Source organism: Streptomyces sp. NPDC006610 (assembly GCF_040611575.1).
In the GTDB taxonomy this organism is placed as follows: domain Bacteria; phylum Actinomycetota; class Actinomycetes; order Streptomycetales; family Streptomycetaceae; genus Streptomyces.
On the sequence record NZ_JBEXOP010000004.1, the window covers coordinates 198,719 to 212,094 of the forward strand.

The window sequence follows — 13,376 nt, forward strand, 5'->3', positions numbered from 1 at the left end:
CTCGGCCGACCGATTCCGGGAGAGGTACATGTCCCTTCCTCAGCTCACCCAGGTGCTCCACTGGCAGAACCGCTGGTCCGGTCCCGCGCACACGCTCCTGCGCGCCTTCCACGATCCCACCGCCCGGGAAACCGTGGTCGTCGTGTCCGAACTGGCGGACAACCCGATGGAGCGCGGCATCACCGGCGACTTCCAGAGCGTCGCGGACGCCGCCCTCCCCCTGCTGCGCCGGCATCTGTCCCCCGACCTCGGCCACATCGTCTGGATCGCGCACTTCGGAGACTTCTCCTCCTACGACCCCGGCGGCCCCGAGACCTTCACCCGCATTGCCGTCACCGAGACCGACGGCGTCCACGAGGAGAACCTCCACGAAGACCGGCGGCTTACCGCACAGCAGGTCACGGAACTGCTGAAGGGCCGGACGCTGACCCCCGTGCCCGAGGTCCTCGCACAGTTGGGCCACCCGAAGTGACCGAGCTGGTCTCCGGCAGGGACGTGCTCGCACAGGCTCGTGCGCTGTACCAGGGCTACCGGTCGGCCATCGAGCCGACCGGCATGCGTGTTGCCATCATCCGCTTCACGCCCTCGCCCGAGGACCCCGCGGACTGGCATGCGCGGCTTGAGGCGTCCAGGGTCTCCGCCGAGCAGAAGGTGAAGAGCTTCGAGTACCTCGGCTTCCGAGCCGAGCACGTGGTCCTGCCACCGGGGGCGCACCGCTGGCAGTTCGCCGATGTCCTCAACCACTACAGCCAGGACCCGAAGACACGGGCGATCATCGTCCAGTACCCGCCGCCACAACAGTTGGCGCCTCTTGTCGCCCGGATGGACCCCGCCAAGGACATCGACGCCCTCCTCAAAACCCGCTCCCCCTACCCGGCCTGCGCCACCGCCGAGGGCATCTACCGGGTGGCCGAGCCGTTCGCCGAGGACGCCCCGGCGATAGCCGTCGTCGGCAGCCGCGGCTTCGTCGGACAGGGCGTGGTCGAACTGCTCCGCAACAACGGCCACGACCCGATCACCCTGGACGCCGGCGACGACCTCAGGCACGTACGCGACGCCGACATCGTCATCTCCGTCACCGGCAACCCCGGTATTCTCGGCCCCGACCACCTGCGTCCGCACCACCGCCTGGTCATCGACTCAGGCTTCGTCCCCCAGCGCGACGGCACCGTCCAGGGCGATGTACGCCGGGAGATGTACGGCGTTCCCCAGCACCTCACACCGGTGCCCGGCGGCATCGGACCGGTCGAGATGGCCACGCTCATGGAACGGGTGATCCGCCAGGAGGTCGACCCCCAGGTGACACCGTGGAAGGTCGAACCACGCCCTTACCTGACCAGAGACCAGATCACCACAACCGGCCTTCCAGCACCCGCCCCCGCCTCTCTCGCCGAAGCAGCCCGCCTGCGGGCACCCCGCATCACAGCCCCCACCACCACCCAACCCCCGGCCGGACACCACCCGACGTCGGCACACCCGCAGGTGCCCACCCAACGCCCGTCGACACCCCCACGCCCCGGCGGCCCCGGACGCTGAACGGCCCCCGCATCCGCCCGCCGTACCCCGCGAAACCATTCCAGCGCCGGCGCGCCCGGTCTACCGACCTCCGGAGAGATACGTGTCCCTTCCCCAGCTGACGCGTTCGTTCCTCCGGCAGCGCCCGCTCCACGGAGAGGCGTTCTCCCTGCTGCGCGCCGTCCAACGGTGGCGCGAGACGTTCACCGCGATCGCCCTGAAGGTCACGGGACCGGCTACCAGGACGACCACCGGGACCGAAGGCTGACCGCCGACGAGCTCATCCGCCTGCTCGGCGGACAGCCCCTCGCCCCGGTGCCCGACGTATTGGCCGGCCTGGAGCCCCGCACGTAACGGAACTGGCGTCCGGCCGGGACGTTCCGCGTCAGGCTCGCGAGCTGCACGCGCACTACCGACCGGTCGTCGAGCCGACCAGGATGGGGGGCGGGTGGAATCCCCGGCCTGCCGATCCCGAGGGGCTACGCGCTCCGCACCGCCCCCACCGCACACCGGAAAGGAAGACCATGTCGCACGACGGCATCTCGATCACGCACCGATTGGACCCGCACGAGTGGTCCAACGAGGAGACGGCCGCGTATGAGGCGGCCATCGAGGCGGTCAACGGAGCGGTGGCCGCCTACAGCGCCGTCATCGCCGCCGAGGAGGCCAAGTCCGCGCCGGACGGCGCAGTGATCGAGGCCGCTGTGGCCGCGCAGACCCGGCTGGCCCGGGAACGCGAGAGCCTGCGCTCCTCCGACCACGAACAGATCGCTGCGGCCCGAGCCCACTACGCCCGGCTCGCCCATGACGTCATGGCGGGCCTCGCCTGATCGGCCCGCGGAAGGTGACGGGCGGGCGGGATGCCGCCGTCAGCCCCCCGACCCCGCCGCCGCAGCGAACACCATGATCAGGACCATCAGAAGAGCCAGGCCGGCCACGGAGAGCCAGCCGAGGATCAGGCCGGTCAGGGCGAAGCCGTCGCCGGCCTCACCGGTGCGGCGGATCTCGGCGCGGGCCATGTGACCGAGGACCACCGCGGGGATGCCGGTGATCCCTCCGGTGAACACCGTCAGGATCCCGCACACCATCGATCCGACCGCCTTGCCGTTCTGCCCCGGCTGAGGCGCGGGCAGGAACGTCTGCGGCACCGGGCCGGCCATGGCGACCGGCTGCTGCATCTGCGGCCCCTGCGGCAGATCCGCGACGAGCAGCGCCAGGTCGGCGATCGAGCGGGCCTGATACGCCCGCGCGATGCGCTTCTCGAACTCGGCATGGTCCAGCCGCCCCTCGCCGTAACCGGCCCGGAGCACGTCCACGGCGCGCTCCCGGTCGGCATGCGACGCGAGCATGGGCGGCGGGCCGAACGGCCCCTGCATCGGCGGCTTGCCCTGCCACGGTGTCGGGTACGACACGGGTGCCTCCCGGGCGCCGGTGAACGGTCTCGAAGACTCGAACGCTCCATACCCACCGTTTGGTTCCGGGCACCCTCGCGAAACCAGCGGTTTGTGACACTGCCGTCACACGACAAGCCGAAGGGCGGCCACCCCTCGGGATGACCGCCCTTCGTACCACTGCCTACTGGTTGTACGGACCGTAGTCGTAGTCCTCCAGCGGAACGGCCTGGCCGGAACCCGTGCCGAACGGCGAGTAGTCGATGTCGTCGTAGCCGACGGCCGAGTACATCGCGGCCTTGGCCTCCTCGGTCGGCTCGACCCGGATGTTGCGGTAGCGGGACAGACCCGTACCGGCCGGGATGAGCTTACCGATGATGACGTTCTCCTTGAGGCCGATGAGGCTGTCGGACTTGGCGTTGATCGCCGCGTCCGTCAGCACTCGGGTCGTCTCCTGGAAGGAGGCGGCCGACAGCCAGGACTCCGTCGCCAGCGAGGCCTTGGTGATACCCATCAGCTGCGGACGACCCGAGGCCGGGTGACCGCCCTCCTGGACCACACGACGGTTCTCGTGCTCGAAGCGCGAACGCTCGACCAGCTCGCCGGGCAGCAGCTCGGCGTCGCCGGACTCGATGATCGTCACACGGCGCAGCATCTGCCGGATGATGATCTCGATGTGCTTGTCGTGGATCGACACGCCCTGCGAGTTGTACACCTTCTGGACCTCGCCGACCAGGTGGACCTGGACGGCGCGCTGGCCCAGGATGCGCAGCACGTCGTGCGGGTTGGTGGCGCCCACGGTGAGCTTCTGGCCCACCTCGACGTGCTCGCCCTCGCTGACCAGGAGCCGGGCGCGCTTGGAGATCGGGTACGCCGTCTCGTCGCTGCCGTCGTCCGGAGTGATGACGATCTTCTTGGTCTTCTCGGTCTCCTCGATCCGGACGCGGCCGGAGGCCTCGGAGATCGGGGCGACGCCCTTCGGGGTACGGGCCTCGAAGAGCTCGACGACACGCGGCAGACCCTGGGTGATGTCGTCACCGGCCACACCACCGGTGTGGAAGGTACGCATCGTCAGCTGGGTGCCGGGCTCACCGATGGACTGGGCGGCGATGATGCCGACCGCCTCGCCGATGTCGACCAGCTTGCCGGTGGCCAGCGAGCGGCCGTAGCACATGGCGCAGGTGCCGACGGCGGACTCGCAGGTCAGGACCGAGCGGGTCTTGACCTCCGCGACGCCGTGCGTGATCAGCTCGTCGATGAGCACGTCGCCCAGGTCGGTGCCGGCCGGGGCCAGCACCTTGCCGTCCACGACGATGTCCTCGGCGAGGCAGCGCGCGTACACGGACGTCTCGACGTTCTCCGCCTTCAGCAGCGAACCGTCGGCGCCGCGCTCGGCGATCTGCAGACGCAGGCCGCGCTCGGTGCCGCAGTCCTCCTCGCGGATGATGACGTCCTGGGAGACGTCGACCAGACGACGGGTGAGGTAACCCGAGTCGGCGGTCCGCAGAGCGGTGTCCGCCAGACCCTTACGGGCACCGTGGGTGGAGATGAAGTACTCCAGCACGGACAGGCCCTCACGGAACGACGCCTTGATCGGACGCGGGATCGTCTCGTTCTTCGCGTTCGACACCAGACCACGCATACCGGCGATCTGACGCATCTGCATCATGTTGCCTCGTGCACCCGAGTTCACCATCATGAAGATCGGGTTGGTCTTCGGGAAGTTGTCGTTCATCGCCTCGGCGACCTCGTTGGTCGCCTTGGTCCAGATCGCGATGAGCTCCTGCGTGCGCTCGTCCTTGGTGATCAGACCGCGCTCGTACTGCTTCTGGACCTTCTCGTCCTGCGCCTCGTAGCCCTTGACGATCTCCCGCTTGGCGTCGGGGACGACGACGTCGGAGATGGCGACGGTGACGCCGGAACGGGTGGCCCAGTAGAAGCCGGCCGCCTTCAGGTTGTCGAGCGTCGCCGCCACGATGACCTTCGGGTAGCGCTCGGCCAGGTCGTTGACGATCTGGGAGAGCTGCTTCTTGCCGACCTCGTAGTCGACGAACGGGTAGTCCTCGGGCAGCAGCTCGTTGAAGAGCGCACGGCCCAGCGTGGTCTTCAGCGTGAAGCTGTCACCCTGCTGCCACTCCGGCTCGCCCTCCTCACGCGCCGGCGGCTCCCAGCCACGCGGCGGGATGGTGCCCACCGGGAAGCGGATGTCGACCGGCGCCTGCAGCGACAGGTCGCCGGCGTCGAACGCCATGATCGCCTCGGCGACCGAGGAGAACGGACGGTCGGCGCCCTTGATGTCGCGGCCCTCGGCGTCCGTGGTGAGGAAGTACAGACCCAGCACCATGTCCTGGGTCGGCATCGTCACCGGACGGCCGTCGGCGGGCTTGAGGATGTTGTTCGAGGACAGCATCAGGATGCGGGCCTCGGCCTGCGCCTCCGCGGACAGCGGCAGGTGCACGGCCATCTGGTCGCCGTCGAAGTCCGCGTTGAACGCGGTGCAGACGAGCGGGTGGATCTGGATGGCCTTGCCCTCGACCAGCTGCGGCTCGAAGGCCTGGATGCCGAGGCGGTGCAGCGTGGGCGCACGGTTCAGCAGAACCGGGTGCTCCGCGATGACCTCTTCCAGCACGTCGTACACGACCGTGCGGCCGCGCTCGACCATGCGCTTGGCGCTCTTGATGTTCTGCGCGTGGTTCAGGTCGACCAGGCGCTTCATCACGAACGGCTTGAACAGCTCCAGCGCCATCGCCTTCGGCAGACCGCACTGGTGCAGCTTGAGCTGCGGACCGACGACGATCACGGAACGCGCGGAGTAGTCCACGCGCTTGCCGAGCAGGTTCTGGCGGAAGCGGCCCTGCTTGCCCTTGAGCATGTCGGACAGCGACTTCAGCGGACGGTTGCCGGGGCCCGTGACCGGGCGGCCGCGGCGGCCGTTGTCGAAGAGCGCGTCGACGGCCTCCTGGAGCATGCGCTTTTCGTTGTTCACGATGATCTCGGGCGCGCCGAGGTCGAGAAGCCGCTTCAGGCGGTTGTTGCGGTTGATCACGCGGCGGTACAGGTCGTTCAGGTCGGAGGTCGCGAAGCGGCCACCGTCCAGCTGCACCATCGGACGCAGGTCCGGCGGGATGACCGGCACGCAGTCGAGCACCATGCCCTTGGGGCTGTTGCTGGTCTGCAGGAACGCGGAGACGACCTTGAGGCGCTTGAGCGCACGGGTCTTCTTCTGGCCCTTGCCGGTGCGGATGATCTCGCGGAGGCGCTCGGCCTCCTCCTCCAGGTCGAAGGACTCCAGGCGCTTCTGCAGCGCCGCGGCGCCCATCGAGCCGTCGAAGTAGGTGCCGAAGCGGTCGCGCAGCTCGCGGTAGAGCAGCTCGTCGCCCTCCAGGTCCTGGACCTTGAGGTTCTTGAACCGGTTCCACACCTCGTCGAGGCGGTCGATCTCGCGCTGGGCGCGGTCGCGCAGCTGCTTCATCTCGCGCTCGGCGCCCTCGCGCACCTTGCGGCGCACATCGGCCTTGGCGCCCTCGGCCTCCAGCTCGGCCAGGTCGGTCTCGAGCTTCTTGGCCCGGGCCTCCAGGTCGGCGTCGCGGCGCTGCTCGATCTGCTGGCGCTCGACGGAGACGTGCGCCTCCAGCGAGGGCAGGTCGCGGGTGCGGCGCTCCTCGTCGACGTACGTGATCATGTACGCCGCGAAGTAGATGACCTTCTCGAGGTCCTTGGGAGCCAGGTCGAGCAGGTAGCCCAGCCGGCTGGGGACGCCCTTGAAGTACCAGATGTGCGTGACGGGGGCGGCGAGCTCGATGTGGCCCATCCGCTCACGGCGCACCTTGGCGCGCGTGACCTCGACGCCACAGCGCTCGCAGATGATGCCCTTGAAGCGGACGCGCTTGTACTTGCCGCAGTAGCACTCCCAGTCCCGGGTCGGACCGAAGATCTTCTCGCAGAAGAGTCCGTCCTTCTCGGGCTTGAGGGTGCGGTAGTTGATGGTCTCGGGCTTCTTGACCTCGCCGTGGCTCCACTGACGGATGTCGTCAGCGGTGGCCAGGCCGATCCGGAGCTCGTCGAAGAAGTTGACGTCGAGCACTATGCGTCAATCCCTCTCAGGGTCGTAAGTCTTGGGGTCTGAAACGGGGTCCCGGGGTCGGCGGGCCTTCTCGGGGAAGGCCCGCCGGACTCCGTCAGACCTCTTCGACGCTGCTCGGCTCGCGCCGGGACAGGTCGATGCCGAGCTCCTCCGCAGCGCGGAAGACGTCCTCGTCGGTGTCACGCATCTCGATGGACATACCGTCGCTGGACAGCACCTCCACGTTCAGGCACAGGGACTGCATCTCCTTGATGAGCACCTTGAAGGACTCGGGGATGCCGGGTTCGGGGATGTTCTCGCCCTTGACGATGGCCTCGTAGACCTTCACGCGGCCGGTGACGTCGTCGGACTTGATGGTCAGCAGCTCCTGGAGGGCGTAGGCCGCTCCGTACGCCTCGAGTGCCCACACCTCCATCTCGCCGAACCGCTGACCGCCGAACTGGGCCTTACCGCCCAGCGGCTGCTGGGTGATCATCGAGTACGGGCCGGTCGAACGGGCGTGCAGCTTGTCGTCGACCAGGTGGTGCAGCTTCAGGATGTACATGTAGCCGACCGAGATCGGGTCCGGGAACGGCTCACCGCTGCGGCCGTCGAACAGCCGCGCCTTGCCGGACGGGAGCACCATGCGCTCGCCGTCGCGGTTCGGGATGGTGTGCTGCAGCAGACCCGCGAGCTCGTCCTCGCGCGCACCGTCGAAGACCGGGGTGGCGACGTTGGTGCCGGGCTCGACCTTGTCGGCGCCGATGACCTGGAGGCGCTGCGCCCACTCCTCCGCGAGGCCGGAGACGTCCCAACCGCGGCTGGCGAGCCAGCCGAGGTGGATCTCCAGGACCTGTCCCGGGTTCATTCGGGACGGGACGCCCAGCGGGTTGAGGATGATGTCGACCGGGGTGCCGTCCTCCAGGAACGGCATGTCCTCGATCGGCAGGATCTTGGAGATGACGCCCTTGTTGCCGTGGCGGCCGGCGAGCTTGTCACCGTCGGTGATCTTGCGCTTCTGCGCGACGTACACGCGCACCAGCTGGTTCACACCGGGGGGAAGCTCGTCGCCCTCCTCCCGGTCGAAGACGCGCACGCCGATGACCTTGCCGGTCTCGCCGTGCGGCACCTTCAGCGAGGTGTCGCGGACCTCACGGGCCTTCTCGCCGAAGATCGCGCGCAGCAGGCGCTCCTCGGGCGTCAGCTCGGTCTCGCCCTTGGGCGTGACCTTGCCGACCAGGATGTCGCCGGCGATGACCTCGGCGCCGATGCGGATGATGCCGCGTTCGTCGAGGTCGGCGAGGACCTCCTCGGAGACGTTCGGGATGTCCCGGGTGATCTCCTCGGGGCCGAGCTTGGTGTCACGGGCGTCGACCTCGTGCTCCTCGATGTGGATCGAGGAGAGGACGTCGTCCTGCACGAGGCGCTGCGACAGGATGATCGCGTCCTCGTAGTTGTGGCCCTCCCACGGCATGAACGCGACCAGCAGGTTCTTGCCGAGCGCCATCTCGCCGTTCTGGGTGGCCGGGCCGTCGGCGAGGACCTGGCCGGCGATGATCCGGTCGCCCTCGTTGACGATGACCTTCTGGTTGACCGAGGTGCCCTGGTTGGAGCGGGCGAACTTGGCCAGGCGGTACGTGATGTACGTGCCGTCGTCGTTGGCGGTGGTGATGTAGTCGGCGGAGACCTCCTGGACCACGCCCGGCTTCTCGGCCTTGACCACGTCGCCGGCGTCGACCGCGGAGCGGTACTCCATGCCGGTGCCGACGAGCGGGGACTCCGCCTGGATCAGCGGAACGGCCTGGCGCATCATGTTCGCGCCCATGAGGGCGCGGTTGGCGTCGTCGTGCTCCAGGAAGGGGATCATCGCGGTCGCGACGGACACCATCTGGCGCGGGGAGACGTCCATGTAGTCGACGTCGTCGCCGGGGACGTAGTCGACCTCGCCGCCACGGCGGCGGACCAGGACCCGGGACTCCTCGAACCGCATGTCGTCGGTGAGCGTGGCGTTGGCCTGCGCGATGACGAAGCGGTCCTCCTCGTCGGCGGTCAGGTAGTCGACCTCGTCGGTGACCCGGCCCTCGACGACCTTGCGGTACGGCGTCTCCACGAAGCCGAACGCGTTGACGCGGCCGTAGGAGGCGAGCGAACCGATCAGACCGATGTTCGGGCCTTCCGGGGTCTCGATCGGGCACATGCGTCCGTAGTGGGACGGGTGCACGTCACGGACCTCGAAGCCGGCCCGCTCACGGGACAGACCACCCGGGCCGAGCGCGGACAGACGACGCTTGTGCGTCAGCCCGGACAGCGGGTTGTTCTGGTCCATGAACTGGGACAGCTGGCTGGTGCCGAAGAACTCCTTGATGGAGGCGACGACCGGCCGGATGTTGATCAGCGTCTGCGGCGTGATCGCCTCGACGTCCTGGGTCGTCATGCGCTCGCGCACGACGCGCTCCATCCGGGCCAGACCCGTGCGGACCTGGTTCTGGATGAGCTCGCCGACGCTGCGCAGACGGCGGTTGCCGAAGTGGTCGATGTCGTCGGTCTCGACGACGACGGTCTCGCCGCTGTCGCCGACCGTCTCGGTCTCGCCGGCGTGCAGCTTCACCAGGTACTTGATCGTCGCGATGATGTCCTCGACGGTCAGGATGCCCGCGTCCAGCGGGGTGTCCGTACCCAGCTTCTTGTTGACCTTGTAGCGGCCGACCTTGGCGAGGTCGTAGCGCTTGGGGTTGAAGTAAAGGTTCTCGAGCAGCGTCTGCGCGGCCTCGCGGGTGGGCGGCTCGCCCGGACGCAGCTTGCGGTAGATGTCGAGCAGCGCGTCGTCCTGGCCCTGGGTGTGGTCCTTCTCCAGGGTGGCGCGCATGGACTCGTACTCGCCGAACTCCTCGAGGATCTGCTCGGTGGTCCAGCCGAGCGCCTTCAGAAGGACGGTGACGGACTGCTTGCGCTTGCGGTCGATGCGGACGCCGACCATGTCGCGCTTGTCGATCTCCATCTCCAGCCAGGCGCCCCGGGAGGGGATGATCTTGGCGGAGAAGATGTCCTTGTCGGACGTCTTGTCGATGGAGGAGTCGAAGTAGACGCCGGGCGAACGCACCAGCTGCGACACGACGACACGCTCGGTGCCGTTGATGACGAAGGTGCCCTTGTTGGTCATGAGCGGGAAGTCGCCCATGAAGACCGTCTGGGACTTGATCTCGCCGGTCTCGTTGTTGGTGAACTCGGCGGTGACGAAGAGCGGGGCCGCGTACGTGAAGTCGCGCTCCTTGCACTCGTCGATCGAGTTCTTCGGCGGCTCGAAGCGGTGGTCGCGGAAGGTCAGCGACATCGACCCGGAGAAGTCCTCGATCGGGGAGATCTCCTCGAAGATCTCCTCGAGCCCGGACTTGGTGGGGACGTCCTGACCGTTTTCCAGAGCCTCCTCGACACGAGCCTTCCACGCGTCGTTGCCGAGCAGCCAGTCGAAGCTCTCGGTTTGCAGCGCAAGAAGGTTCGGAACCTCGAGGGGCTCCTTGATCTTTGCAAAGGAGATGCGCAGCGGGGCGGTGCTGGCAGCGTTGTTCGTATTCGCGGTCGAGGCAGTGCGCGAGGCGGCCAAGAGGGGGTCCTTCCGAGGGCTCGGACTCACTACGCGCGTACCGGTCCCTCACCGTCGCACAGGGACAGAAACCTTGGGATCCGGCCGAAAGGCCAGCTCGGAAAGGTCCGGTCATCTGTGCTGGAGCGAGGGCATGCCCCTGGTGACGGGCAGGGGACAGCTAACAGGCAGCGCAAAGGGTCAGTGTAGCCACTTGGCACACTGATGTCCAGTGCGGGCTTTTTGGAACCCTCGTTGCCCTCGTTGTCCTCAACCCCTGCGACAAGGCCACGCCCTCAACGCACGTTGATACTGCCCTCTTCGTCGCCGATCCATGCCTCGGATTCGGATCCTTGTGACGACGCGTCCTGAGAATTGCGCGCTGCGTGCGGTTCGTCAAGGCCCCGCCGGTCCGAACCGGGTGCCGCCCTCGTCACGTGCGGGCCGCAGCGGGCCGCCGGGAGGCACGACGAAGATCACCCTACCCCCCGCCCCCACCGCCGCAAGGCGGCGCAGCCGGGCCCCCACAAACGCCGAAGAGCGACCACCCGGTTGGGTGATCGCTCCTTGGCGCTCGAGCGTTACAGCAAGGTCCGGCGGAGCCGGAGAACCTTACTTGACCTCGACGGAGGCGCCGGCGCCCTTGAGGGCCTCGGCGGCCTTGTCGGCGGCGTCCTTGGCGACCTTCTCGAGAACGGGCTTCGGGGCGCCGTCCACGAGGTCCTTGGCCTCCTTCAGACCCAGGGAGGTCAGCTCGCGCACGACCTTGATGACCTGGATCTTCTTGTCGCCGGCACCGGTGAGGATGACGTCGAACTCGTCCTTCTCCTCGACGGCCTCGGCAGCGCCGGCGCCACCGCCGGGACCGGCCATGACGACCGGGGCGGCCGCGGCGGCGGTGACGTCGAACTTCTCCTCGAAGGCCTTCACGAACTCGGAGAGCTCGATGAGGGTCATCTCCTCGAACTGCGCGAGCAGGTCTTCCTGGCTGAGCTTCGCCATGATGGCGGTCCTTCCACTAATTCGGCAGGTGCCGGATGTACTGGGTGCGGCGGGCGTACGTCGGGCCCGCGTCGGCCCTCGCCTCAGGCGGCGAGAACCGGAAAGCGAGCCGAATTACTCGGCACCGCCCTGCTCGTCCTGCTTGGCACGGAGCGCGTCCACGGTGCGGACGAGCTTCGACGGCAGCGCCTGGAAGACGGAGGCAGCCTGGGACTGCTTCGCCTTGAAGGCACCGGCCAGCTTGGAGAGCAGAACCTCGCGGGACTCGAGGTCCGCAAGCTTCTTGATGTCATCGGCGGACAGCGCCTTGCCGTCAAGGACACCGCCCTTGATGACGAGATTCGGGTTGTCCTTGGCGAAGTCGCGCAGACCCTTCGCCGACTCCACCGGGTCACCGGTGACGAAGGCGACGGCCGTCGGACCAGCGAAGAGCTGGTCGTCAAGCGTGATCCCGGCCTCGTTGGCCGCAATCTTGGTCAGCGTGTTCTTCACCACGGCGTACTGGGCGTTCTCACCGAGCGAACGGCGCAGCGTCTTGAGCTGCGCCACGGTGAGACCGCGGTACTCGGTCAGCACGGCGGCGTTGGAGCTGCGGAACTTGTCCGTCAGCTCGGCAACCGCGGCAGCCTTGTCGGGCCTCGCCATAGAGCCTCGGCCTCCTTCCGGGTGATTCGGACCGCGCGGACCCGAAGGAGGACTGGGGAAAACGAAACGCCCCGGCGCAGGCGCACGGGGCGTGGCTCGACCTGAGAGGGTTCCGCACGAGCGGAACCGGTCCGGGAGCAACATTCCACAGTCACCTGCGCGGGTCGTCCGCAGTTCAGCGGATCCTTCGGCCACCGAGCCCTCTTGCGAGCGCACGGCAACGACCAGCGGTCTTTGGCTTCTGTGGAAGCGTACGCGACCGGATCGCCACGAGGCAAATCCGGTCGTACGGGGCTCAGCTCTCGGCCGTCTCCAGCTCCTTCATCATCTCCGCGAGGTCGACGGTGTCGTCGGCCGGCGGCGCCTTCACGGTGACGGGCTGGTTGAAGTCGAGGAAGGTGATGGTCATGTCCAGCGGGCCCTTGTCGGCGTCGGCGCGCATCCGGACCTGCTTGGTGTGGTCCTCGCCGTCGATCCACATGTCCATGGCCAGCTCGTCGACGCCCATGTCCTCGTACTGCTCGAGGCTCTTCTCGCGCATCTCGCGGGTCTTCTTGTCCTCGCCCTTCAGGCTCTCGCGCATCTGGTCGAGGGTGAGGGTGCCCTTGTAGTGCGTGGTCTGCACGCCGTCGACCTTCTCGGAGCCGACCTTCTCCAGGTCGTCGGAGCCGGTGAGGAAGCCTGTCTCGGCGGCCGGGTTCTTGTCGGGGCCGAAGCCGCCGGTGTCGGCGCCGAGGCCCGCGCCGGCGCCGCCCATCTGGGAGGCGTCGAACTTCATCCAGCTCTTGCCGTCCATCTGCTCGGCCATCGCCTCGCCGCCGATGTACACCTGCCCGCCGACCATCCGCATCTCCACGTCGCCCTGGAGCTCCGGGTCGTCCGGCACGGACATCGTCATGCTCATGGCCTGGGGCTTCATGCTCATGGCGGCCTCGCCCTCGACGCGGCCCTCGCCCGGTATCTCGCCGGTCATCCGGAAGCTGAGCGAGGTGATGTCCTCCGAGTTCTCGGCGGCCTTGGCGACCGCGGCCGCCGGCGTCATCTCCGGCGACTGCTCGGCGCCGCAGCCGACCGCTCCGGCGAGCAGCAGCGCCGCGAGCCCGGCTCCGGCCGCCCCGCCCCGTCCACGTACAGATAGCCCCATCGAATGCCCCCAAGAAGTGCATGGCCGATACACAGC

Annotated in this window: 10 protein-coding genes; 4 read left to right on the forward strand and 6 right to left on the reverse strand. The window is 68.1% G+C overall.

Features of this window, described 5'->3' with window-relative positions; translation table 11 throughout:
- The first annotated feature begins 28 nt into the window (after positions 1–28).
- The 4 genes from ABZY13_RS05340 to ABZY13_RS05355 all read left to right on the forward strand — a co-directional run bounded on the left by ABZY13_RS05340 (position 29) and on the right by ABZY13_RS05355 (position 2,345).
- Positions 29–472: a hypothetical protein gene (locus ABZY13_RS05340; RefSeq protein WP_356627520.1), complete on the forward strand. Its 444-nt coding sequence runs from the start codon at positions 29–31 to the stop codon at positions 470–472.
- Positions 469–1,536, forward strand: coding sequence for a tetrahydrofolate dehydrogenase/cyclohydrolase catalytic domain-containing protein (locus ABZY13_RS05345; protein ID WP_356627521.1), 1,068 nt, complete (start codon positions 469–471; stop codon positions 1,534–1,536). The genes ABZY13_RS05340 and ABZY13_RS05345 overlap by 4 nt, the downstream gene beginning before the upstream one ends.
- Positions 1,537–1,618: 82 nt before the next feature.
- Positions 1,619–1,783 carry a hypothetical protein gene (locus tag ABZY13_RS05350; protein WP_356627522.1) on the forward strand — a complete coding sequence of 55 codons (165 nt, stop codon included), beginning with the start codon at positions 1,619–1,621 and terminating at the stop codon, positions 1,781–1,783.
- 256 nt (positions 1,784–2,039) lie between these two features.
- Positions 2,040–2,345: a hypothetical protein gene (locus ABZY13_RS05355; RefSeq protein WP_356627523.1), complete on the forward strand. Its 306-nt coding sequence runs from the start codon at positions 2,040–2,042 to the stop codon at positions 2,343–2,345.
- A gap of 39 nt (positions 2,346–2,384) precedes the next feature.
- Here ABZY13_RS05355 and ABZY13_RS05360 read toward each other — a convergent pair whose 3' ends face one another.
- The 6 genes from ABZY13_RS05360 to ABZY13_RS05385 form a co-directional block, all read right to left on the reverse strand.
- Positions 2,385–2,927 (reverse strand): DUF1707 and DUF4190 domain-containing protein, encoded by a 543-nt coding sequence (locus ABZY13_RS05360; RefSeq protein WP_356627524.1) that lies wholly within the window; start codon positions 2,925–2,927, stop codon positions 2,385–2,387.
- Positions 2,928–3,090: 163 nt separating this feature from the next.
- Entirely contained in the window at positions 3,091–6,990 is a 3,900-nt protein-coding gene (locus tag ABZY13_RS05365; RefSeq protein WP_356627525.1) for a DNA-directed RNA polymerase subunit beta', read from the reverse strand.
- Between the two features lie 94 nt (positions 6,991–7,084).
- Positions 7,085–10,570, reverse strand: coding sequence for a DNA-directed RNA polymerase subunit beta (gene rpoB / locus ABZY13_RS05370; protein WP_356627526.1), 3,486 nt, complete (start codon positions 10,568–10,570; stop codon positions 7,085–7,087).
- Positions 10,571–11,161: 591 nt separating this feature from the next.
- Positions 11,162–11,551, reverse strand: a complete 390-nt coding sequence (gene rplL / locus ABZY13_RS05375; protein WP_356627527.1) for a 50S ribosomal protein L7/L12 — start codon at positions 11,549–11,551, stop codon at positions 11,162–11,164.
- 114 nt (positions 11,552–11,665) lie between these two features.
- Entirely contained in the window at positions 11,666–12,196 is a 531-nt protein-coding gene (rplJ, locus tag ABZY13_RS05380) for a 50S ribosomal protein L10 (RefSeq protein WP_356627528.1), read from the reverse strand.
- A gap of 295 nt (positions 12,197–12,491) precedes the next feature.
- A complete protein-coding gene (locus ABZY13_RS05385; RefSeq protein WP_356627529.1) occupies positions 12,492–13,340 on the reverse strand; it encodes a DUF1396 domain-containing protein in 849 nt (282 codons plus the stop codon).
- Positions 13,341–13,376: the final 36 nt, after the last annotated feature.

Coding starts and splice junctions, on each gene's coding strand:
- rplL (WP_356627527.1), bottom strand. CDS start 11,551: ATGGCGAAGCTCAGCCAGGAAGACCTGCTCGCGCAGTTCGAGGAGATG.
- ABZY13_RS05340 (WP_356627520.1), top strand. CDS start 29: ATGTCCCTTCCTCAGCTCACCCAGGTGCTCCACTGGCAGAACCGCTGG.
- ABZY13_RS05355 (WP_356627523.1), top strand. CDS start 2,040: ATGTCGCACGACGGCATCTCGATCACGCACCGATTGGACCCGCACGAG.
- rplJ (WP_356627528.1), bottom strand. CDS start 12,196: ATGGCGAGGCCCGACAAGGCTGCCGCGGTTGCCGAGCTGACGGACAAG.
- ABZY13_RS05385 (WP_356627529.1), bottom strand. CDS start 13,340: ATGGGGCTATCTGTACGTGGACGGGGCGGGGCGGCCGGAGCCGGGCTC.